Source organism: Streptomyces sp. NPDC002144 (genome assembly GCF_053593695.1).
Window position 1 is genome coordinate 149094 of record NZ_JBSFDB010000010.1, and the last position, 21848, is coordinate 170941.

The 21848-nt window shown below is 67.0% G+C and carries 26 protein-coding genes; 4 read left to right on the plus strand and 22 right to left on the minus strand.

Translation table 11 applies throughout. The features are described 5' to 3' along the window. From ACWCQ1_RS17490 to ACWCQ1_RS17525, 8 genes are all read right to left on the minus strand, one after another. Positions 1-873: an AAA family ATPase gene (locus tag ACWCQ1_RS17490; protein ID WP_450863254.1), complete on the minus strand. Its 873-nt coding sequence runs from the start codon at positions 871-873 to the stop codon at positions 1-3. Further along, positions 857-1267 carry a deoxycytidylate deaminase gene (locus ACWCQ1_RS17495; protein ID WP_260338011.1) on the minus strand — a complete coding sequence of 137 codons (411 nt, stop codon included), beginning with the start codon at positions 1265-1267 and terminating at the stop codon, positions 857-859. The genes ACWCQ1_RS17490 and ACWCQ1_RS17495 overlap by 17 nt, the downstream gene beginning before the upstream one ends. A gap of 62 nt (positions 1268-1329) precedes the next feature. After that, positions 1330-1767: a hypothetical protein gene (locus ACWCQ1_RS17500; protein ID WP_450863258.1), complete on the minus strand. Its 438-nt coding sequence runs from the start codon at positions 1765-1767 to the stop codon at positions 1330-1332. Next, on the minus strand, positions 1764-1886 hold the full coding sequence (locus tag ACWCQ1_RS17505) for a hypothetical protein (protein WP_451026833.1): 123 nt from the start codon (positions 1884-1886) through the stop codon (positions 1764-1766). The genes ACWCQ1_RS17500 and ACWCQ1_RS17505 overlap by 4 nt, the downstream gene beginning before the upstream one ends. Next, a complete protein-coding gene (locus ACWCQ1_RS17510; protein ID WP_451026834.1) occupies positions 1883-2374 on the minus strand; it encodes a hypothetical protein in 492 nt (163 codons plus the stop codon). Before ACWCQ1_RS17510 ends, ACWCQ1_RS17505 begins: the two co-directional genes overlap by 4 nt. Before the next feature lie 46 nt (positions 2375-2420). Next, the gene (locus tag ACWCQ1_RS17515; RefSeq protein ID WP_451026835.1) at positions 2421-3356 is read right to left on the minus strand and encodes a hypothetical protein; all 936 of its coding nucleotides are present in this window, start codon (positions 3354-3356) and stop codon (positions 2421-2423) included. Continuing rightward, positions 3353-3781, minus strand: coding sequence for a hypothetical protein (locus ACWCQ1_RS17520; RefSeq protein ID WP_451026836.1), 429 nt, complete (start codon positions 3779-3781; stop codon positions 3353-3355). Before ACWCQ1_RS17520 ends, ACWCQ1_RS17515 begins: the two co-directional genes overlap by 4 nt. Positions 3782-4040: 259 nt before the next feature. After that, positions 4041-4490: a hypothetical protein gene (locus ACWCQ1_RS17525; protein WP_450863263.1), complete on the minus strand. Its 450-nt coding sequence runs from the start codon at positions 4488-4490 to the stop codon at positions 4041-4043. Positions 4491-4705: 215 nt separating this feature from the next. Here ACWCQ1_RS17525 and ACWCQ1_RS17530 point away from each other — a divergent pair, with 215 nt between their 5' ends. From ACWCQ1_RS17530 to ACWCQ1_RS17540, 3 genes are all read left to right on the plus strand, one after another. Then, positions 4706-5632 (plus strand): hypothetical protein, encoded by a 927-nt coding sequence (locus ACWCQ1_RS17530; protein ID WP_451026837.1) that lies wholly within the window; start codon positions 4706-4708, stop codon positions 5630-5632. Between the two features lie 40 nt (positions 5633-5672). Beyond that, the gene (locus ACWCQ1_RS17535) at positions 5673-6380 is read left to right on the plus strand and encodes a hypothetical protein (protein WP_450863266.1); all 708 of its coding nucleotides are present in this window, start codon (positions 5673-5675) and stop codon (positions 6378-6380) included. A 70-nt stretch (positions 6381-6450) separates the two neighbouring features. Then, the gene (locus ACWCQ1_RS17540) at positions 6451-6855 is read left to right on the plus strand and encodes a hypothetical protein (RefSeq protein ID WP_451026838.1); all 405 of its coding nucleotides are present in this window, start codon (positions 6451-6453) and stop codon (positions 6853-6855) included. A gap of 56 nt (positions 6856-6911) precedes the next feature. On the opposite strand, the gene ACWCQ1_RS17545 is transcribed toward ACWCQ1_RS17540, so the two are convergent. From ACWCQ1_RS17545 to ACWCQ1_RS17575, 7 genes are all read right to left on the minus strand, one after another. Further along, a complete protein-coding gene (locus tag ACWCQ1_RS17545; RefSeq protein ID WP_450863269.1) occupies positions 6912-7112 on the minus strand; it encodes a DUF7439 family protein in 201 nt (66 codons plus the stop codon). Continuing rightward, a complete protein-coding gene (locus tag ACWCQ1_RS17550) occupies positions 7109-7936 on the minus strand; it encodes a C40 family peptidase (protein WP_451026839.1) in 828 nt (275 codons plus the stop codon). The genes ACWCQ1_RS17545 and ACWCQ1_RS17550 overlap by 4 nt, the downstream gene beginning before the upstream one ends. A gap of 70 nt (positions 7937-8006) precedes the next feature. Next, positions 8007-8345 (minus strand): DUF2746 domain-containing protein, encoded by a 339-nt coding sequence (locus tag ACWCQ1_RS17555; RefSeq protein WP_450863273.1) that lies wholly within the window; start codon positions 8343-8345, stop codon positions 8007-8009. Positions 8346-8347: 2 nt separating this feature from the next. Beyond that, the gene (locus ACWCQ1_RS17560) at positions 8348-9655 is read right to left on the minus strand and encodes a tail fiber domain-containing protein (RefSeq protein ID WP_450863275.1); all 1308 of its coding nucleotides are present in this window, start codon (positions 9653-9655) and stop codon (positions 8348-8350) included. A gap of 12 nt (positions 9656-9667) precedes the next feature. Further along, positions 9668-12145, minus strand: coding sequence for a Gp37-like protein (locus ACWCQ1_RS17565; RefSeq protein WP_450863277.1), 2478 nt, complete (start codon positions 12143-12145; stop codon positions 9668-9670). Beyond that, the gene (locus tag ACWCQ1_RS17570) at positions 12130-12972 is read right to left on the minus strand and encodes a phage tail family protein (protein ID WP_451026840.1); all 843 of its coding nucleotides are present in this window, start codon (positions 12970-12972) and stop codon (positions 12130-12132) included. Before ACWCQ1_RS17570 ends, ACWCQ1_RS17565 begins: the two co-directional genes overlap by 16 nt. Continuing rightward, entirely contained in the window at positions 12969-16787 is a 3819-nt protein-coding gene (locus tag ACWCQ1_RS17575) for a phage tail protein (protein ID WP_451026841.1), read from the minus strand. The genes ACWCQ1_RS17570 and ACWCQ1_RS17575 overlap by 4 nt, the downstream gene beginning before the upstream one ends. Before the next feature lie 48 nt (positions 16788-16835). Between ACWCQ1_RS17575 and ACWCQ1_RS17580 the strand changes: the two genes are divergently transcribed. Beyond that, positions 16836-17552 carry a hypothetical protein gene (locus ACWCQ1_RS17580; protein WP_451026842.1) on the plus strand — a complete coding sequence of 239 codons (717 nt, stop codon included), beginning with the start codon at positions 16836-16838 and terminating at the stop codon, positions 17550-17552. A gap of 219 nt (positions 17553-17771) precedes the next feature. Here ACWCQ1_RS17580 and ACWCQ1_RS17585 read toward each other — a convergent pair whose 3' ends face one another. The 7 genes from ACWCQ1_RS17585 to ACWCQ1_RS17615 all read right to left on the minus strand — a co-directional run bounded on the left by ACWCQ1_RS17585 (position 17772) and on the right by ACWCQ1_RS17615 (position 21780). Beyond that, on the minus strand, positions 17772-18110 hold the full coding sequence (locus ACWCQ1_RS17585; protein ID WP_450863283.1) for a phage tail assembly protein: 339 nt from the start codon (positions 18108-18110) through the stop codon (positions 17772-17774). A gap of 105 nt (positions 18111-18215) precedes the next feature. Continuing rightward, entirely contained in the window at positions 18216-18953 is a 738-nt protein-coding gene (locus ACWCQ1_RS17590) for a phage tail tube protein (RefSeq protein ID WP_450863285.1), read from the minus strand. Between the two features lie 77 nt (positions 18954-19030). Then, the gene (locus ACWCQ1_RS17595; protein ID WP_123995368.1) at positions 19031-19525 is read right to left on the minus strand and encodes a hypothetical protein; all 495 of its coding nucleotides are present in this window, start codon (positions 19523-19525) and stop codon (positions 19031-19033) included. Next, the gene (locus tag ACWCQ1_RS17600) at positions 19525-19908 is read right to left on the minus strand and encodes a DUF5403 family protein (protein ID WP_450863287.1); all 384 of its coding nucleotides are present in this window, start codon (positions 19906-19908) and stop codon (positions 19525-19527) included. The genes ACWCQ1_RS17595 and ACWCQ1_RS17600 overlap by 1 nt, the downstream gene beginning before the upstream one ends. Next, complete coding sequence (locus ACWCQ1_RS17605; protein WP_450863635.1) at positions 19908-20237, minus strand: phage head completion protein; 330 nt, start codon at positions 20235-20237, stop codon at positions 19908-19910. The genes ACWCQ1_RS17600 and ACWCQ1_RS17605 overlap by 1 nt, the downstream gene beginning before the upstream one ends. Positions 20238-20239: 2 nt before the next feature. Then, positions 20240-20698: a hypothetical protein gene (locus tag ACWCQ1_RS17610; protein ID WP_450863288.1), complete on the minus strand. Its 459-nt coding sequence runs from the start codon at positions 20696-20698 to the stop codon at positions 20240-20242. Positions 20699-20778: 80 nt separating this feature from the next. After that, on the minus strand, positions 20779-21780 hold the full coding sequence (locus ACWCQ1_RS17615) for a hypothetical protein (protein ID WP_451026843.1): 1002 nt from the start codon (positions 21778-21780) through the stop codon (positions 20779-20781). Positions 21781-21848: the final 68 nt, after the last annotated feature.

The window sequence follows — 21848 nt, forward strand, 5'->3', positions numbered from 1 at the left end:
TTACACCGCCTTCTGATTGAGGATGCCGGTCGGAGACCAGGGCTGAGAGGGAGTGGCCATCGGCACGACCCGTTCGAGCTTCGAGAAGCGGGTCACCTCGGGGTGACAGCGCATCGACGCGTACCGCCTGGCCGTGGGATCACAGGGGCCCATGCGCTGTTTGATCACCGCGACCCGGTACTCGTGCGAGGTCGGGTCCAGGGCGACCGACAGGGACAGCTCGGGCTTCTCGCTGAGACCGCCCTTCACCTGGTCTCGGGACGGCGGGGCCCACGGGTCCGACTTCGCCTCCCAGCTCTTGTCGCTCGCGTGATGCAGGACGATCACGGTCGCGCCGGTCGCGCGCGCAAGCTCGGTGAGGCCGCTCATCACGGACATCTGCTCGGTGTAGTCCGACTCGGCGCCCTCGAAGTCCATGAGGTTGTCGAAGACCAGCACGGCCGGGTAGGCGTCCCACAGTTCGACGTACGCCTCCAGCTCCTCGTCAACCGTCTTCCAGGTGATCGGCGAGCCGAACGAGAAGGTGATGTTCAGGGGGGCCAGCGAAGAGAGGTACTCCTCGCGGTGACGGCCTCCGGCCGCCATGCCCGCCTCGACCATCTCTGTGGTGTCGCCGGTCGCCATCGACGCGAGCCGCGAGGACGCGGTGAAGGCGGACATGTCGGCGGAGAAGTACAGGGTGGGAAGGTTCATCTGCGCCACCCAGTACAGGGCGAAGCCGGACTTCTGCGTGCCCGACCGGCCCGCGATCATGATGACCTCGCCGTGACGCGGGCGGCATCCCATGCCGTACAGCGCATCGAACGCCTCGACGCGCGGCAGCTCCTTGCCGGACTCGGCATGCAGGGCCAGCGACCTAGCGGGGGTCAGCACTCGGCGGCTCCTCTCTGTGGACGACGCGGCGGATTCCCGCCGAACGGATCAGGGTCAGGCAGGCCGGGCACGGCTTGCGGGTGACGTACAAGGTCGAGCCCCGCAGTTGGGCGGGGTCGGCGTGGTGGATGGCGTTGGCCTCGGCGTGGACGGCCGCGCAGTTCGAGTAGTCCGAATCGCGGGCGCACTCCTCGACGGAGAGCCGACCGCGCGGACAGTTCGCGGCCGTTGCGCAGCCCGGCAGTCCCGCCGGCAGGCCGTTGTAACCGACGCTGAGCACGCGGTTCGTACGGGACAGGAGCACGGCGCCGACCTGGGCCCGCGTGCAGTCCGCACGAGTGGCCACGGCGTCGGCGATGCTCATCGCCCAGCAGTCCCAGTCGGGACGGTTCACGGGGTCCTCCAGACCCGAGGGCGGGGGCCAGCCTTGCGACCAGCCCCCAGCTCCTCGCGGGATCAGTCGAAGGACGGGGCCTCGGCGACGGCGGCCTGAACGGCGGCCTCGCGGGCCTGGGCGTACTCGATGACCTTCTGGCGGACAGCGGCGTCGTTCACGGGACGCCACACCCATGCCGGGTGTGCGCCCGGCCGCTTCGGCGGAACCTGGTCGAGCTTGACGATCGTGGCGTTGCCGACGACCTTTTCCAGGTCACGGGCGAGAAGGGTTTGCTCGACCCGCGTGCCCTTGTTGACCTCGGGGGCGAGCTTCTCCAGGGCCTCGCGGTCCTTGAACACGGTGATGTCGCACAGCGCCGAGTCCTTCGGACCGTTCGGGGTGGGGCGCTGGGCCTCGTACGAGTTGACCTCGATCAGGAACGCCACGGCGTCCTTCACATCAGCGGGCTTGAACCAGCCGCCGCCAGCGGTCGGGATCTCGACGAAGTTCAGGGTCACTCGGTTTCTTCTCCTTCAGTGCGGGTGTAGGGGGTGGGCTCGGAGAGCCTCGGTGTGATGACGGCGCCCAGTACGGACACCGCCAGGACCAGGGCGAGGACGACGACCATCGGCCTCATCCGTTCTTCAGGGCCCTGCCTCGGGCCTTGTAGGCGGCCATGACGGCGGGGTCGGCGAACATCGCCTGGTTCGCCGCCCACAGCTTTTGCAGGTCGGCGATGGTCGTCTGCGTCTCGATCTCGCCGAGAATCCAGGCGGACGGGTTGTCGGCCTTGGGTTCAGGCTTGGCAGCCGTGGCCGCCGCCCAGGGGTCGTTCGCCGGGAGCTGCTCGGGAGCGCCGTCCGGGATGATCCGGGCGTCGAGGATCGAGGCGATGTTGCCCTTGCCGTGGGCGAGGTTCGTCGCATTGACGACCAGATCGCTCAGCGAGAGACTGGTTACATCTTTACACTCGAACCCGAAGTAGTCGCAGATCAGTTGACGGACCTGCCTCACGGAGCCACGGAACACGGCCCATGTGTCCTCGTAGCCCTTGCCGTACTTGATGGTGACGCCGATCGTCCCGTCCGGGTAAGACGTGACGAGTTCCGCCTGATCTGCGTTCACTTCACTCCCTTGGTCTCTGGGTACAAACTTAACACGCGGGCCGCAGTTAAGCGGCCTTCGGATCTGTGAGGCCGGTCACCCACGGAAGCATCGCGTTCTTCACGCTGCGCATGGCGCGGATCTCGCGGGCGAGCTTGGCCGCAGCCCAGCCGATCTCCAAGTCGACCCAGTACAGGGTGCAATCGGCGGAGCCCGCAGGCAGGTTGATGATGATGCCCCACTTCTGGGAGACGTGGCCGGGCAGAGGCGTGTACGCCTGGGCCGCCTCGTCCGCCGGCACCTCGCGCTTTTTCCACGCGGCGAACGCCTTCCTGTCCGCCGGGTCGACGGGGAAGCGGGTGTAGTCGTAGAACTCGCCCCGGCTGTAGACCGCGAGCTGGGACGCCATCTTGAGGGCGCCGTACTGGACGCTGCCCGTCTTCAGGTCGCCGATGAAGTGACCTTCGACGTGCTCGCCGTCCGGGCCGGGCCCGGCGTACTCCAAGAGCCGGTCGAACGTACCGCCCGTGCCCAGCTCGGGGACGACGACGAACTTCTCCACGGCCTTCACGGTGAACTCGACGGTCGCCCCCATGTAGGCGGCCATGTCGAGCTGGTCGCGCACGGCGGTGCCGGCGGGCAGGGGCTCACCGCGGTCTACGTACTCCGACAGCGTGTGAAGGTGCGTGCCCTTCTCCCGCTTCGTGTTCGCCCCGGCGATGTCGATCGCCTGCTCGGCGAGGGCCGTGAGCCTGCGTTTGTCGGCCTGGTCCTCCGGGTCGAGCTGCCTCACCACGTCCAGAAGGTCAGGCCGCTTGGCCGCCCCTACCAGGGTCATGCGCTTGTGCCAGTCGGACAGCGCACTCTTGTCCTCGATGCAGTCGATGAACGTCGTCGTACGGGTCAGCGCCCTGGGCTTGCCGCCCTGCTTCGGGATGACGAGCGGCCGGTCCCAGCCGTCACGAGGGACGGTCGGCGTCGGCGTCAGGTCGACGATCTTCAAGCGGTGGGCTCCATCTCTTCGGCGAACGGGTCTTCGGGGTTGGACGGGACGAGCCAGAAGCGCACCGTTCCGTCGTCCAGCAGCTCGGGCTCGTGCTCCTCTTCCGGGATCAGCTCCAGTCCGATGAGCTTCACCAGGTCGAGCGCCTTGCGCATGGAGGCCGCCGGGGTTTTCGTGTCGACGATCAGGGCACAGTCCCAGGCGGAGGGGTCTCCGACGAGGGACATACCAGTTGGCAGGTTCAACTTGACAGCGCTGAGCAGGGTCCCCTCCTTGATCATGTGTCGAGCCTTCGTGAGACCTGCGAGCCCGTACAGATCGGAGAGCGCTCCCTCGTTGCGCACGTCCTCGCCGTCCCGTACGAACAGGCACTTCGTGCCGTACGGCGGCGTCACGGGCTCAGCGCTCGTCGCCTTCAGCGGCATGCTGGACCCCCCTCGATGTAAACATGAGACTTACTGGTCACTGTTCTATGTGGTGGCCACACACAGTGTCAATGTGCGTCCGGTATCCGAACTCTGTGATCGTCCACACGTGACGTTCACCGGACGTTTACCGTCCGCTTAACTTACCTAGCTCCAGGTCAGGGGTGCATACGACCTGAGAATGAGAAACCCCCCGCTCGATCAGCCGGGGGGTGGATACGAACAGTCGTTCGAGAACGTTCGATAGTCGGTGTACTGTTCAGTCACGAGCCTTGTTGCCGGTCTTGGCGCGCGGCTCGCGGATCAGGTCCTTGTCGCGCTCCTCGCGCGGCACGTAGAAGAAGCCGTCCTCGGTCTCGCCGTCGTAGTGCACGACGAGCTTGTCCTCGTCGAGCATCCGCTTCCAGGACGCAAGGCGGCGCTCGTCGCGCTCGGTCAGCTCCTTGCCGGCGCGACGCCGAGCCTCGGCCCGCAGCATGAGGGCCGGGTACTGATGACGGTGCTCGTCCTTGATCTTCCAGGGAAGCAACTGGTCATCGCGTAGGTTCCGGCGTTCGAGCCCTCTGCGCCTTCGGTACGCCGACCACATGGGGACTGAGGTCTCGATGTTGTACTTCTCGCGGTACTGCGTCTGCATCCACTCGTACGTCTGGCCCTCTTCGAACCAGCGCTTAACTTCCTCTTCATCGACGATCTTGGACTTGGGCATGTCTCCCCCTTCATCGGCTTGCGGTCTCACTTCTGCACGCGGCCGTCATCCCGGAGGATGAGTCCTGAGCTTCAGTTGTCGATGTAAAGGTTGACCTTCAGACGTTGATCATGTCAAGCTGTGACCCGACAGAGATGTCGATCTTCAAGTGAAAACAAGTGACCCCGGCAGCGCGCCAACGCTCCGGGGTCTGGCACTGAGAGTGGTAGCTCCCAATGCGAATCCATCGTACCCGGCACGATCGGGACTTCACGGTGGTGCCTAATAGCACTGCCCGTAACCGAAAGCTGTCCTTCACCGCGCGTGGCCTGTGGCTGCACCTGATCTCCCTGCCCGATGGGGCCAAGGAAGACGTGCGCACCCTGGCCGACAACAACCCCGGCGTAGGCCGCAAGGGCGTCGCCAACGCTCTCGATGAGCTGGTGGCCCACGGCTACTACTTCCGGTTCACCATCCGCGACCCGGAGACCGGCCGCGTGTGGACCGAGACGGCCATCCATGACCTTCCCCAGACGGAGGTCTCCCCGGTTCCCGCATCTCCGGCAACCGGAGACCCGGCCCCTGGGAACGCGGGAACGTCCCCTTCGGGGGAAAGGAACTCCTCCAAGGACCAGGGAAAGATCCCTCCCTTCCCTCCGCAGGACAGCGACGCCCCGACCGGGGCTGAGCAGAGGGAGGGCACCAGCGAGAAGCAGGACAAACAGACCGCCGAGGCCGCCCGCATCCTGCGCCGCTTCGCCGCGATCGACAGCCGCCTGAAGCTGTCCGACCGGCAGGTGGGCAAGCTCGCCCCCGAGGTCGCCGACTGGCTCGACCGCGGTGCCACCATCGGCGAGATCACCGACGCCGTGACCCAGGGCCTTCCCGCGAAGGTCTACTCCGCCGCGCGCCTGATCGTTGACCGCCTCGACCGCAAGCGCCCCGAGCGCAAGCGGCAGTGGAAGCAGTACGCCGACTGCGAGGACGGCTGCGGCCGTCTGCTCCCCGCTGGCCAGGAGTCCGGCATCTGCGGCGTCTGCTCGGGCGTCGAGCTGTCCGCCTCCGTTCGCGAGCTGCTCGACGAGGCCGGGGCCGAGCGCGGCCCCCTCGCCCCCGAGGGCCTCGCCGCCTTCCGCGCCGCTCGCGCGGCCATGGCCAAGTAACCCCCTCCCCTTCACCTGCACCGCCTTGAAAGGCACACCCATGTCTACGTCTGCACGCCTGCCTCGTCTGCCCTGGTACGCCTACGTCGTCGGCGCCCTCGTCCTGGCCGTCGCCCTCGCCATGTCCGCCCCCGGCGAGTACCAGCTCGCCCGCACCGCCGGATGGGGCGAGTGGGTCGCCGCCGGCATGCCGGTCTGCATGAGCGTCTACGCCGTCGTCGCGGTCTGGTTCACCGAGAGCCGCGAGAAGGGGGAGAAGGGCCGGGGCTCGGCCGTCGCTGGTGCGATAGGCGCCCTGGGCATGACCCTGACGGGACAGGTCGTCGCCCACTGGATCGCGGCCGGGTACATGACCTCCTCCAAGGCCCTGGTCGCAGCCGTCTCGGCCGTCCCCGCGATCGTCGCCGGTCACGTCGCCCACATGGTCATCCGCTCCGCACGACCCGTGCAGGCCGAGGCTCCGCAGACCGTCGAGGGCCAGGGCCAGGACGAGCACCAGGACCAGGACGCCGAGCCCGTTCAGCCCACCCTCGACGGCATCGAGCCGCCGGTCGACGAGGTGGCCAAGGCCCGCGCCCGTCGCCGTCCCGGTCGCCCCGGCCCGAGCGACGAGGAGATCCGCAAGGCCGCCGAGACCCTCGCCGCCCAGGGCAAGGAGGTCAACGGCCCCAACCTCGCGAAGGTCATGGGTCGCGACCGCCGGACCGGCAGCCGCTACCTGAAGCGAATCCAGCCCCAGACCGCCTGACAACTTTGACCCAGCCCCCTCGCCTGCGGTGGAATCGTCGCGAGGAAGCCGCAGGCGAGGGGAGCGGAGAATGGATCTAACGATCACCGTGCGTGTTTGTGACATCTGCGAACGCAAGGACCGCCCCGCCACGCGGTACACGCTCACCCCTGAGAACGGTGAGGGCGTGACGCGCGACCTGTGCGCCGAGGACATTGCCCCCGTCGAGAAGGTCTTCGGCCCCCTGGTGCCGGCGGAAGAGGCGGAGCAAGGACCGCTCTACCTGAACGCGGTGGACGAGGGCGAGAAGCCCGAGCCTGCGGCGAAGAAGGCGACGGCCAAGAAGACGACCGCCAAGAAGACAACCGCCAAGAAGACAACCGCGAAGAAGACGACGGCGGCCGAGAAGCCCCCGGCACAGCGGCGACGCCGTACCCGCGTGGCCACGCTGGATCAGATCGAGGCGGAGAAGAAGGCCAAGGCCAAGCAGTCCTGAGACGACGAAAGGCGCCCCCCTGCCGACCCGCGAAGGGCCAGCAGGGGGGCGCAGTGCTACTCGGAGTCCCGGCCTTCGACCAGGCCCAGGGCGGTCGCTACCTGAACGATCAGGGCGACCTCGGGCCGGTCGGCGTAGACGGTGGCGGCGACGCTCACGATCACGCCCAGGGCCGCGACGACGGCCCCGGCGCGCGAGCGGTAGCGGACGGGCAGAGCAGACAGGACGGCGGCGACGGGCTTGCGGTGCTTGCTCATCGGCGGCCCGCCTGCTTCTGGAGAGCGATGAAGCCCTGCGGCCCGATCTTCGGGTCGTGCAGGCCGCTTCGGTACTTCGGGTTCCGGTCATGGAAGCGGGCCACCGCGCGCTGAGTCTCCGGTCCGTAGAAGTCGGTCACGGCTCCCTTGATCGGGCCGTACCCGGCCTTGATGAGGAGCTGCTGAAGCTCCTTGACCTGCTTGTGGTGGACGCCCGGCTTTACCGCAGGGTCAAGAGACACGATCGCGGTCTTCACCGGAGCGGGCTTCGGTGCCGGCGGCTTGGGCTTCGAGGGCTCGGGCTTCGGGGCCTTGTCCTTCCAGGCCGGGTCAGCCGACTTGATGCCCTCGGCGAAGGCCGGGTAGCCGTAGCCGAACACGTAGGCGTCCTTGCGGCGGTGCTTCTTCTCGTACACGCCGTCGCCCTCGGGGCTGCCGTCCGCGTTGGTGTTGCCCTCGATCGTGTAGATGAAGCCGTCCGGGTCGTCGTCGTAGTCGTAGACGAGGCCGGTGTGCGTCCCACCGTTCTTGCCGAAGAACACCTGGGCGCCGATCGCGGGGAAGGCCGAGAACCGCCCGCGCTGCTTGAACCAGGCGACGCCGGTCGCGCACGACGCGGTGCGCGGGTACAGGTCGGCGAGCCCGGCCTTCATGGCGCACCAGGACACGAACGTCGCGCACCACGCCTGAAAGTCGCTCCACTCCAGGCCAGGGGTCTCGTCGCTGTACTTCTGGTCGTTGTTCCAGTGACCGGTCTTCCGGCCCTCGTGGTAGCCCTTCTCGGCCCTGGCTATGCCGAGGATCTTCTGAGCCTGAGTGGTCAAGGGGGTGTCCTCCTTTGGGACATGCGAAAGGCCCCGTCCGTGGGGACAGGGCCTCGGGGAATGGGAGGTCTTAGGGGGCGGTCGTCGAGATGTGGGTGTCGAGCCGCTCGGAGACGGCCAGGCGCTCGATCCGCTCGTGGGACAACTCGGCGCGCAGTTCGCGGATGTCCCGGCTGTGCTCGGCCTGGCCGTCAAGGACGCGATCGAGTCCCGCGATCACGCGGTCCAAGTCGTCCCGGAGGTTCGTCGTGTGGGTGTTGGAGACCTGATCTCGGGCCTCTTGGGCGTGCTCGCGCACCTCGGCGAGGGCTGTCCCCTGGCGGCGTACCAGCTCGACCAGCACGCCGACCAAAGCCGCGGTGACCATGCCGCCGGCAGAGACCAATGCGACCTGTACGTCAGGGGACATGCTCAACGGGACAGCTCCGAGACGAGCTGCTCCAGTCGCTCGATCCGGTCGGCCTGGTCCTGCACGACGGACAGGAGCGCGACGCCGAGCAGGTCATAGCGCAGGGCGTCGATGCGTCCCTCTTCGTCGTAGGTGACGATCTCGGGGAGTGTCTCGGCGACCTCTTCGGCGATGAGACCGAACTCGTCCCGCAGGTAGTCGCCGCCCTCTTCCTTCGGGCGCCGGTCGTAGATGCGGGGACGCAGGGACAGAACTGCCTCGGGGTCGATGTCGATGTCCCGGATGTTCTGCTTGAAGCGGCGCGAGCTGGTGTTGCGCGCGAAGGTGCCGTCGCCCTGCACCCACACCGCGTAATACGTCCCGGAGCCAGACACGGAGTCGGCGTGCACGCGCTTCGTGCCGTTGGCCCAGGCGATCGTGTCGCCGGACTCAAGGTAGGACGAGTGCGAGTGAGACGAGGGCGGGAACGTGCTCGGCTTCGAGGTGATGGACGACCACGCGTGGGAGTGGGACGACGGCGGGAACGACGTGGGGACGTTATTGAGTTGCGTCCAGTCGTGCTCGTGCGAGGTGGGCGGGAAGCTCGTCGGCTTGCCCGTGACCTGCGTCCAGTCGTGCGTGTGCGCGGCCGGGGGCAGGGACGTGGGGGCGTCAGTGATCTCCGCCCACTTGTGCGTGTGCGCGGACGCGGGGAACGTCGCAGGCTTGCCCGACAGGTTGGCCCAGGAGACATTCGAGATCAGCGGCGTCCATGCCGTGTCGTTCCAGAACTCGAAAGCGGAGGTGTCGGCGTTGTAGCCGATCTGTCCCAGGCGCGGGCTCGTGGGACGGGTCAGGGAGTTCCAGACGAGGATGCGAGTCCCCACGAAGGGACGCGTCCTCTGAATGTCCCCGGACGCGATCGAGGTGACGCTCGCATTCACCGTGACCTGAGCCAGGGGCAATTCATAGATGCCCGTGTCCGTCTGGGTCAGGGCGGCCGGGGTCGTCGAGCCTGCGGTGCCCTGCTTCACCGCGAGGACGATGGAGTTCAGCGACGGGTCGAGTCGCAGGATCACTCGGTCGACCCGTACGGAGGTGCCGGCGGCCGGGATGGTGACGACCTCGGTCGCGGTCGACTGCACCATGTGCCCGCGCAGGAAGGCCAAGCCCGAGGAGACGTTCAGGTTCATGCCCGTACCGGCCGTGACCGTGAAGCCGGAGCCGCCGAACGAGGCGACGACTCCCGACTCCTGGAACTCCCGGAACATCTGGGAGAACTGGGTCTCCGTGACGGACTGGTTGTCGAACGGGTAGGACGTGATTGCCAAAGGGGAGACTCCTTACAGGGCCGCGCCGACATCCTCGATCGCGAGAGTCGAGAGGGTCGACGGCAGGAAGCGGACCATGCCGTACGTGGCGGCAGCCCGGCGGGTGTTGAGCCCCACGCCGACCGTGATCGGCCCGGCCGGGGGGTTGTTCAGGTAGAAGGTGGCGTCCATGCCGGTCGCTGAGTTCGAGTCGTCGTCGTACGTGGTGCTGTAGAACGTGCCGATCGCCGTCGAGGACGTACTGACCGTCGTACCGGTCGCCCATCGCACGGTCGTCATGGCGCTCTGCTTGGCGTACCGGATGTTCGTGTTGGCGTTGTCGCCCGTCGCGTCGGTGTCCACGGCCGCGATGCGGATCGTGACCTTGTAGCAACGGCCCGCGTCAGCCTGGAACTGCTGGGTGTAGACGATGGACTCGGTGTCGCCGACGTAGGCCGTCGTCCCGAGGGTCTGCAAGGCCAGCACTCCGCGCGGGGTCTGCTCGGCATGCGCGGCCGTCTTCCAAGCCGTCCAGCCCGCCGCGTCGTTCCCAGTGCGGAACCACTCCTCGGTGACGGTCGGGCTCAGTCGCCGCCACGTCTGGTGTGCGTACGTGCTGCCGACGGGGTGGAAGGTGGTCAGGACTCCGTACCGGCCGCCCGAGCCGAAGGACCATCCGCCGGCCGTGGCCTGCGTGGAGTCCATGACCACGGTGGACGTGCCGGTTGGGTAGGCGGACGGCAGCGATGCTTGGGTGACCGCCGTCGCGCTGAGGATGTTGTCGAAGGCCACCTGTCGCCACGGCCCCCACCCGGAGCCGCTACCGGAGCGCATCCACGTCTCGGTCGCGGAGGTGCCCGCCGCTCGGTGCCACGTCTGCGTAGCGTCGCCGCGCAGCTTGCGAGTAACGAGGATTCCCCACTTGCCGCCGAAGTCCCAGCCGCCGGACGTGGCCTCGGTGTCGGTCATGTAGAGGGTCGACACGCCCTCGGGGTAGCTCGCGACGGCCGTCGACTGCGTGACAGCGGAGGCGGTGAGCTGACTGTCGAAGGCCACCTGCCGCCAAGGCGACCAGCCGGTTGAGTTGCCGCCACGCACCCACATCTCGTGCGCCGTTGTGTTCGCGTGGACCCGGCGCCAAGTCTGCGTAGCGTCGCCGCCACTCCACACGCGGGTCGTGACGTAGCCCCACTTGCCACCGAAGTCCCAGCCGCCGGCAGTAGCCGCGGTGGCGCTCAGGTAGAACTCGGTCGTCGCGCCCTGCGGGTAGGCGGTGGGCGGCGTGGCCTGCGTGATGCCGCCGGGATCGACAACGCGAGGGCCGGGCGGGGTGGCCTCCGCTGTGCGCTCCAGCGAGGAGACGCGCGACTCCAAGTCCTTCTGCGCGGCAGCCGCCGCCGCGTCGGGATCGAGCGGAGTCGGGTCGCCCAGGGTCGCGCCGAGCCGGTAGCCGTCCTCGTCGACCTTCAGGACCATGCCCGTGACGACGGCCGCCATCTCCGTGCCGCCGACGATGACGGATACCTTGTCGCCGAGGAACCAGTCGCGTCCGAAGTCGAGAGCGCTGTCTTCCATCGGTACGGCCTGGGCCGCCTTCACGGTGGTGCCGCCGTCTGCGAGGGCCTCCGTACCCTTCTGCGTCAGCTCGGCCGTGTCGGTGGTCGACCGCTCGTCCACGAAGGATTCGATGCGGCGTCCCCAGTCGGACTCGGCGGCGAGCGAGTCGGCGTTGTCGACGCCGACGAACAGGCGGTTGGAACCGTCCCCGTCGCCGCCGACGATTACGCGAGTCTTTTGCGGCGTGGACACGGTGACCCGCTGACCGGCGAGCGTGTTGTTCACGACGCCGAGCCGGGCCTCCTTCGTGCGGTCGGCGACCGCGTACGTCTCGAAGACAAGGTTGGAGCCGCGCTGCACGATCCGGAAGCCCAGGCCGTTCGGGTCGGCCAGCTCCTTGCACAGCTCGCCGAGCTGCTGGAAGCGGGGGGACTTGCTGACGATCTGGCCGCGCCCGCCGTTCGTGCCCATGATGAGCCCGGTCCGGCGCCGGTTGGCCGGGGCGCCCGGCCCGCAGTTCGCGTTGACGTACGCGTGCATGAGGTTCTCGGCCGCGTCGGTCCGGTCGTCGTAGGCCCGGCTCTGCGTGGCGGCATCCCCGTTGGCCGGGTCGGGCCAGGCGAGCATGTCGGACAGGATGATCGTGTCGTCGACACCCTCGACGGTCAGCGTGCCCAGGGGATCGGTCGCGGTCACGGCCGTCTCGGTCTTCGTGACCGGCCCCGAGAACAGCACGTCGGCCGGACCGGTGACGATGATGCCGGCGCCCGGAGTCGACAGGACAGCGGCGAGCGGATGCTCCGCGTTGATCTGGAGCTTCCACGTGCCGACGTTGTTGTGGGTGTCGGTCGCCTCCATGGTCAGGAGATCCGCAGGGATGGCCCCCACGCGAGTCAGGGTCTTGTCCCGGACCTCGACGAGGAGATCCTCTTGCCGCACTAGATCACCACCCACTTACGAGGTCGCCACGAGACGACGATCCGCGAGGCGGTCGTCGTGTTCAGGAGCGAGACAGAGATCGTCGATGTCCCCGGAGGGACGGACCAGAAGCGGGGAGCGGTGGACAGGTAGCGGTACACGTTCGCGCCCGAGCCGTCCTTGACGACGCCCGTCCCCATGTCGACGGTGATGCTGCCCGTCGAGGTGATCGAGCCCGTGTACCAGAGCGTCTCCCCGCCGGGGCCGATGGCCTTGAAGTTGTCACCCGGCCCGAACACCTGGAACACCGGATACGCGGCCACGTCGCCGTCATTGGTCAGCTCTGCTGAGCCGATCGCCTGTGACGAGGAGAGCGGCATCGACGACATGGCCGACAGGAACGGGGCCGCCGTGGTGCCGCCGATCGTGACCGTCTGCGCGGAGTCCGCCAGGAAGTACGGAGAGGGGGCCCGCAGGGTGATGACGGTCTGAACGTCCCGGTCACCCGTGCCGGGGTCGATGTTGCCTCCGCCGATCCATCGGACCGGTGTCGACCAGCGGACCCCCGCCGCGTCGATGTACGTCAGGGTGCACTCGTCGGCCAGGACCCGCGCGAGGCGAGTCACCAGCTCGGCGAGGTGCGCCCGGTTGCGCCCCACGATGTCGAGGGGGATGTCGATGTCGCGGGGGAGGACGCGCCGCCCACGGTAGGCGGCGCCGTCCCCTGCGCCTTCAAGCCACTGCACGGAGAGCTGGGGCAGGCCCAAGCCGGTGATGCCGGCAAGGGCCTGGAACCCCACTCCGTCAGTCTCGAACCCGGCCAGGTCGAGCCTGTCCGAGGGGCTGCTCAGTTCGAGCTTCACCAGCCGACCATCCTTGCCCGCGAGGCAGCCGCGAACAGCTCCTCCTCGGACGAGAGGGAGCTACCGGAGCCCGCGTAGTAGTTCAGAACCTTCGTCACGGACTGGCCGCCACCAGCCGCCGAGAGGCCGCCCGAGACGGCGGCCGTGACATGCCGAGAGGCGCCCGACACTGCGCTCGCCGCGAGGGCGTTGGTCGCGCGCTCCACGTGCGTCTGCTGGTCCTCGACGCCGAGGCCGAAGCCCTTGCCGACGAAGTTGCCGAGCTTGCGGAACAGGCGGCTCGGGCTGTGGATGTCCAGCGCCTTCTTGATCGCGTTGACCATGGCGTCCGCGATCTTGAGCATTTGCTTCTCGATCGCGTCCTGCTGAGCTTCGAGACCCTTGACCAACCCTTCGGCCGCCTTGATCCCGGCGTCGTACATGTAGTGCGACGCGGTGGACCCGGCCGAGTTGGCGTACTTCTCCAGCTCCTTTTGCAGGTCGTTGATCTCGTTGACGCCGCTCAAGCCTGCGTTCGCAATAGCCTCGGCTGCGGCGAGGCCGGCCTCCGGTCCGGCGGAGGCGATCTGGTCGAACGTCGTGGAGTTCAGGCCCAGATCCTTGAGCCGCTTGAGGACGGCCGCGAACTTCTTAGCCTGCTCGACTGCGTTCTTCAGGCCCGACGAGATTCCGCTGAACGAGGTGTCCTCGATCTTCGTCACATCGCCAGTGCCGATGACCTGATCCGCGATCTGCTTCCGGTAGTTGGCGGCTTCCTCGCGGATCTTGTCGAGCTTGTCCTTCGCGGCTTCGAGCTTCTTCCCGATGCCCTCCCACTGGGCGAGCAACTGAAGGAGCTTGGTCCGGTCCTTGTTGATCCGGTCCTTCAATCCCTTAGAGGCGTTCTTCGGGATTTGCGCCGTGAGGTCTTGCAGCGACTTCTTGACCTTGTCGTACTGCGACTCAAGGCCCTTTATCAGACCCTTGATGATCAACTGGCCCGCGTTGTAAAGGAGCTTGGCGTCCTTCGGGGCCGGACCCTTCCAGTCCGTCAGCTTGCTGGTCAGCTCGCCGAGCTTGGACTTGACCGCACCGAACATCGACTTGATGCCGTCGATCAGACCGCCGATGATCTTCTTACCGGCGTCGAGCAGGATGCGGCCCGCTCCGGAGAAGACCTCCTTGACCTTGCCGGGCAGCTCCTTCACGGTGGTGACGCAATCGGACAGCTTCGACTTGAAGATGCCCTTCACTGCGTCCCAGGCCGCCGTCGCGGCGGTCTTGATGTCGGCCCACGTCTGACTGAAGAACTTGGCGATAGCCGACAGGGCCGCGCCCGGCGCCGCCTTCAGGTCGGCGAGGAAAGTCGACCACCGTGAGGAGAGCGAACTCCACAGCTCAAGGCAGATCGTCTTTACGGCCGTCCAGCCACCCTTGAACATCTCGCCGATGCCCTTGAGTAGCTTTCCTCCGACGCCGAGGATTCCGACGCTCAGGAAGATATTGAAGGCGCCCTTGATCGTGTCCCACAGGCCGGAAAGGAACGACTTGATTCCGTTCCAGAGCTGCTTCAGGCCGTTGCCGAAAGTCGACCAGTCGCCGGTAATCGTGCCCTTGAAGAAGCCGATGACCGTCTTGAAGACGCCGACGATGATGTCCCAGACACCGACGAAGATGTTCTTCAGTCCGGTGAAGACATCAGCCACACCCTTGATCGCGTCGACCAGGGCGCCCAGGAAGAGGCCCGCGATGAACTCGATCGCTGGTGCCAGGATCGGCATCAGGAAGTTCACCAGGGAAAGCAGTGCTTCGAGGAGCGGCTGAATCGCCTCCATGACGGCGGCGAATGCCTCGGAAATCTGGGGCAGGAACTCGGCGGCGAGTGACTGGATAACCGGGATCAGAGGCATGATCGCGGCCGTGAGAATCTGCATCAGAATCTCGATGACCGGCTGAAGCGCCTCCGACATGACGGACAGGGCCTCGGTGATCAGGGGGATGATCGGGGCCAGGCCCTCGACCAGTGCCGAGATCAGCGGCGTCACGGCCTCGACCACGGACATCAGGAGCGGTGCCAGCGCGGCGACCACGCCGCCCAGGGCCTCGCCGAGGAGCCCGATCAGGGGCTCGATCGCGGGGGCGAGCTGGGTGAACGCCTGCGAGAGCGGCGTCAGGATGGACGCGATCAGCGGACCGAGGCTGGTCAGCATGGAGCCGACCAGTTGCAGGAGTGCACCGAAGGCCGCGCCGAGCGGGGCCATCGCCGGGGCGAGGGCACTCACCGCGGATTCGATGCCGTCGAACAGGGCCTTGATGCCGTCGGTCACGGCGGGCTGCGAGAGGGCGCCCGCGATGGCGCCCAAAGCCGTGCCAATGACCGTGCCGACCTGCGGCAGGATCGTCGTCAGGAGCGAGCCGAGGGACTTGAAGAGGTTCTCGACGGCCGGGCCGGACTCGTCGGCGATCCGCTGCATCGCCTCGTGGGCCGAGGCGAAGACTGCGGTCATCCCCTTCTGGAAGCCCTCGCTGTCCACAGTCTTGTGGATGCGGTCGAGAGCGTCGGCAAGGGTGCCGAGCGTTGATCCGCCGGCGGACTCAGCCGCGCGAGCGAAGCCAGCGAGGATGCCGCCCGTGTCGGCCAGGATGGACCCGAGATCCTTCAGGGCTTGGATGCCCTGGTCGATCATGTCCTTGAGGCCGTTGTCGCCCTTCTTCTTCAGCCAGGCGTCGAAGTTCTCGCTGATCTTGACGAACCAGGACGCGAGGTCGGGCAGGTAACTCGTGCCGACTCGGCCGAGGGTCGAGATGATCGACGCGAAGGTGTCCGTGCCGTCCGTCGCGATGCTGATCGAGTCCGACAGGTCCTTGAACATCTGGTCCAAGGCCGGGGACAGAGAGGTGCCGAGGTTGGTCGCGAAGGAGCCGAAGAACCCGCCCAGCTCGGTAGCGGTCTTCGAGACGCCGGCAGTGAACTTCGGGAGCAGGTCATCGACGACGTTCCGAATGGGCTCGGCGGCCTTGTCCCAGAAGTTCTTCGAGATGGTGTCCTGGAGGCCGGACAGTGCCGACTTGACCTCGGGGACGACCTTGTTGAAGTCCTTGAAGGCGGCGATCGAGACACCCAGGCCCACGGCCATGCCGCCCAGAAGTCCGGGCAAAAGCAGGGCCGTTGGCCCGATCGACGCCAGCGACGAGGACAGCGAGGCGAGGTTGCTCGCCGCCGCGATGCCCGAGGCGCCCAGACCGGCGATGGCCGTCGCAAGGGTGCCGATCATCGGGGCGCCCTTGTCGAGGTTCTTGAGCGTGTCCCAGAGGCCCTCGAACATCTCGCTGATCACTCGGGCCCCGGAGAGCGCCTTCAGGGCAGCGACGGTTGCAGCCGCAGCCGAGGCGTTCACCTTCGGGATGATGTCGACGACCCGGTTACGCGTGAGGATCGCCATGTGCGTCATCACGCCGAGGATTCCGGTACGGGAGACCTCGGGCTCGACTTCCGACTTGAGCTTGTCGATCTTGTCTTGAAGATCGTCGATGTCGCGCTCGACCTTGCGCTTCGCGAGCGCGTCCAGCTCGGGCGTGATCTGCGCCTTCAGCGCGTGCATCTGCTCGAAGGCTGCTTCGAGCTGCCGCTTGATCTGGGCGACCTTCTGCTCGTCGAGCTTGGGCTTGATGCGGATGGCGTCGAGATCCTGCTGAATCTCGTCGGCCGTCTCCTGAGCAGCCCGGCGGGACTCGGCGAGCAGGTTGCGCTTCGCCTCTTCCAAGGACGCCTGGTCGAGCTTGACCTTCATGTCGGTCTCGGCGAGCTTCTGAAGCTCTCGCTCGATCTCCGACACGGCGGCGTCGACCGATGCCTTGCTGTCCTTGTCGACCCGGAGGTTGATGTGCCCGATCTCGTCGAGGCGGTCCTCGAACATGTGGATCGCGGCGTTGAGGCTCGGCTCGTTGATGTCGACGGCGATGTCCGTCTCGCCAAGCGCGACGAGGGCGGCCTTCACCTTGCCGATGGCGGCCATGACCGAGCCCTGGTTGTCGAGGTTGACCCCGATGTGCAGGTCGGACAGCTCGGCATCCGCCTGCCGGCGAACCCGGCGGGCCTCGTCTACGACCTGACGGCCGGTCGCGTTGAAGGTGATCCGGTGCTGGTTCGCGCGGGCCTGGTACTCGCGTACAGCCTTGGCGACCTCGCTGGACATGCCGTTGAGGTCGAGCTTCGTGTAGAAGCGGATCTTGCGGGTGTCGGTGGCCTTGTTGTCCTTGTTGATCGCCCGGACCGCTTCAAGGACATCCTTGCGGGCGCCGCTCGCGTCCGCCTTCGTGCGAATGGTGACCGCGATGTCGTGCTCAATCTTCTTGAGCTTTTCCTTCAGGTCATCCTTGAAGCCGGAGGTGTCCGGCATGACCTTTACCGCTACGCGGCCGACAACATTCGCATCCGACACCGGCTTACCTCCGCTGGAAGTGTTTGTAGATTTCGGCGACGGAGCGCAGCTTCTTGGCCTTCTTTTCCGGGGCCTTCTTTGGCTGCGGTCTCGGGTAGGACGGAATCTTGGGGGCCTTGTTCTTGCCCCACTGGCCGGTCGCCCTGGTGTTCTGGTTGATCGCGTCGAATAGGTCGGCGGTCATGTGCCGGTCCTGACCCCAGCCGAAGAACTCACGGCCGCCCGACGCGAGCGCGACCGTAAGAGAGGTGTCGGGAAGCCTCTGCACAAGCAGAAGGACGAGAGACGGGGAAGGGCCCCGGCCTGCTATCACTTCGGCAAGGTCGATGCCGAAGTGGAAGAGCAGGTCCGGGTACAGACCCTCGCCGTATTCGTCGATCAGCCCTGCGAGGCCGAGGCTTCCCCCGCCTGAGTGCTCTCGCCGTAGTGGCCGAAGATTTCGGCGAGGATCGCGAGGTCGCCGCCCACCTCGTCGAGCAGGTTCGCGGCGGCCTTCTCGGACTGCGCCACGGTGCGGATCGCCTCGGACAGAAGCTCGGCCTGGTCGCTGTCCTCCTTGCCCATCTGCTCCTGAAGGGCGAGCAGCGCATCGCGCCGAGCCTTGGGCAGGCGCAGCGGGTTGAGCAGTCGGACGGTCTCGCCGCCGACCTCGATGTCGGTCGAGCCGTACTTGCGCTCAGCGGCGGCGCGGATGTCGTCGAGGGAGTAAGAAGCCATGGGGTTGCGGACCTCCAGAGAGAAGACAGACAGGGGGGAGCGGACCGAGGAGAGAGGGGGAGGCCCGGCGCGGGCGGGTCCGCAATGCGCCCGCGCCGGGAGTCATCACGCCTGGCCAGCCACCCAGGCGGTTCCGTTCCAGTACGCCTTCGAGCCGTCGCCGAGGATCACGTGCTGACCCGTGGTCCATGCGGTCGTCGGGGTGGCGATCACGCTGGACATGCCGGCGAGGTTGGCCGGGGTGGTGGCGCCGTCAGGAGTGAAGGAGCCGGGGGTGCCGGCGGAAGCACCGGTCGCCAGTACGCCGCCGAGAGGCGTGATCGCGTACGTCCAGGTGTTGTTGCCGTAGGCCATCGGCTTGACGCCGAGCGGCAGACCGGCGAGGGACTCGGTGTCCGAGATCGCCATGTCGTCGGCGCGGTAGATTTCCGCTCGGGGCGCGTAGAAGGCGAAGTGGTTGTCGCCGTCCACGAATACCGCGAGGAACGCCGACTGAGTGGGCTCCGGGTTGGTTGGAACGCCGACCGAACCGTCCGGCAGAATCGGCGCGTTGGCGCCGAAGTACAGCTTCAGCCCGGCAGTGTCGAACTGCTGGAGCGTGAAAGTCATCGTCTCCGTACGCGCGCTGTACTTCGTGCGCAGAGACTTGTTCTGGAGCGACCCGATCGTGGTCGCCTCGCCGCCCTCGGAAGTGATTCCGAAGATGTCTTCCAGGGAGGTGTGACCGACGTTCTGCCACGGGGAGGTAGGCGTCAGGAGATCGGCGGGCATTGCCGTGCCGACCGGCGCCGTCAGGTAGTTACCGGACCCGACGACAAGAACTGCGTTGTCGTTGATCGCCAAGAGGCTGCATCCTTACTCGCGCACGCAAAAAGGCCCGGCACCCCGAATGGGGACCGGGCCTTGCGTGATGGGAACTATCAGGGGGTGTAGGGGCGAGTCCGTGGCTTACGGATCTGCACGTCGTAGATCGACTCGTAGCGCCACACCCCCGTTGGGAGGTCGGCGTACTGGACGGGGCCGGTAGCGGTCGCCCAGTCCGAAGCGCGTCTCGGCGCGGAATTCAGGTCCACGCGGATGATGTGGCCAAGGCGCGGATAGACCTTCTGGTTCAGCCAGGCGTCGCGCATGACGACGCGGACGGCCTCGCCGAGAATCGCCGCGTCCTCGTCCCCGTTGGGGTCCGGCGCGAACGTGTTGATGACGATGCGGGCCGCGTCCGTGAAGCGGGTGTCGCCCTGCCATTCGCCCCACGTCGGGTCGCGGCGGACCAGGACGAGGGGGAACTCTTCGTGCAGGTCGACGAGGGACTTCACCCGGACGCCGGGCAGGCCCTCGCGCAGCACGGCCAGGAGGAGATCCTCGACCGGCGACAGCTCCGCCATGGCCTTGATGTGGTCGGGGATGCCTGCCATCAGTCGAGGTGCACCTTCCCCTTCCGCTTCTTGGGGAGGTTCGCGGCGCGGGCCAGGATGAACAGGCCGTCCATCGCGCCCACCGTGGCGAGGTACGTGGTGCCGTCCTTGCGGGTCCGGACCTCGACGGAAGCGGCGCGGCCGTACTCGATCGACAGGGCAGCGGCCTTGCCGCGCTCGTCGTCCAGGACCACGTACTTGTCGACATCGCCGTCCACCACGTCGATCTGTGCGTGGCCTTCGAGGCGATGCTGAAGGAGCAGCTCCTCGGCGCGGGCAGCGATCTCGAACCGGGCCTCGTCAAGGGCGTCCTGAACGCCGGGCAGGAGAGCGATGTACTTCTCCAGCTTGTGTCGACCCACCTTGTCTTCGATGTGCGCCATCAGGGCCGCTCCCTCACGTCGATCGACCAGTGCCGGGTGCGGCGGTCGCCGTGGTGGTATGCCGGCGGAGTCACCACGTCCCACATGCGGCCCTGCCAGCGGACGCGGGACCAGAGGGTGACGCCCTCGACATGGGCGTCCACGATCATCCGCGTCACGTTGATCTGCTGCTGGCCGGGGACCTCGGCCTTGCCGGACCGCTGCGGGATGAAGGCGGCCCTCACTGTGATCGGGTTGTCCTCGTCCACGGTGATCACCTTGTTCCCCCGGTTGTCGGTGATCTCCTTCGTGGCCCACACGGTCGCCATCTGGCCCCGCCTGCGTTGCATGCTCACCAGGGGCTCACCTCATCCCCGAACAGGGGGAACGGCGAGGCGGGGGAGTAGTCGACCGGCACGCGGCCGACATCGGCCGCACGGGGCTTCGTGCCCCAGGCGGAGACGACCACGCTGGAGATCCCGCGCTTGCGCCCGGCCAGCTCCTCAAGGAGCCGGATCTCCTCGCGGGTGAAGTACACGGTGCCCGCATCACGGCCGATGTCCGACCAGGCGAGCGTCTCGTCCCCGGCCCGGCTCTGCGTGTAGCCGTTCGGGTTCCGCATGTACCTCGCCGCGGACTTCAGCACGAGCGTCTTCACCAGCCGGGGCGCGGTGTCCTCGGGCCAGTCACGGCCGTAGGTGGCCGCAAGGTCCGAAGCGTCTTCCAATGCGCCGGCAGCGATGCGCAGCTCGTCGGCGTCCAACTCCCAGTCGAGGCGGCCCTTCAGCTCGTCGAGAGTGGCGTACGCCAATGAGACTCCTCTCGGGAGAAGGGACGGCGGAGCTGGGCCATCTGCAATCAGGCCCAGATGAACCAGCTCCGCCGGTCAGGTCAGGCGTTGGCCGGGTCCGTCTCGGCCTTCATGCCGGTCGGGGTCCACACCTTCGCGTCGGAGACGCCGGTGATCGTGGCCAGCTCGCTTCCGGCCGCCGGGTAGTCGGACTTGCCGTCGAGCTGGAGCTTGATGCCGCGAACGAAGTGCTCCTGAGTGGAGACGATCTCCTTCTCGTTCGCCTGGTCCCAGCCGACGAGCACGTCCGTCACGGACCGGAAGCCCGCGTACGTGTTCACGACCGAGCGGTCCTGCATGTACAGCGGGTCGTAGTCGCGGACCCATCGCAGGGCGATGTTCTCGAACGAGGTGGTCGCGCCGTAAGGAACCGACTGCGGGACGCTCGGGGCGCCGGACAGGAAGATGAACGCCGAGGACGCGAAGGCGTACGCGGTGTCGGCAGGGATGGTCTGGTCGACCACGATGCGGAAGCCCATGCGGTCGCCGATGCTCGCGGTACGCAGCGCGGACTCGGCCTCGCTGTCACCGACGTTCTGCGCGAGGTTGAGCTTGTCGTCGTTCAGGAGCGCCGACTCGAACTCGGTGCCGACCAGAAGGTAACGGCCCTCCTTCGGAGCGTGAAAGGCGTTCAGCACGCGCCGGGCCTCGATCAGCGCACCGCGAAGGTTCTGCTGAGCGTTGCCGATGGTGGCGTTGTAGGTCTGGCCGGTCAGGAGGTTGACGGCTCGGCGCTGGAGGCCGCGAGCCACAGCCTTGGACTGCGGGCGCAGGAGCTTCGACCAGTTGTCGATGTCGAAGTCGTTCTGCTCGTCGGTGAGCTTGACCGCCGAGTACACGTTGCCGCCGAAGGTCACGGCGATGGTCCGCTCGCTGTACTCGTCGAAGACGATGGGGTTCGAGCGGTCGTTACGCCACGCGTAGTCGTGGAACGGCAGGATGCCTTCGACCTTCATGGAGATCGTGTCGTTCTCGGCACCCTTGAACTGGTCGACGCCCTGCTTCTGGAACAGGTTGGGGATGATCAGCTCCTGCTCAAGCATCCCGACTGCGGTGTTGACCAGCTTCTGAGGCTTTACGACCTGATGCTGTGCGGTGGCCAAGGGGTGTT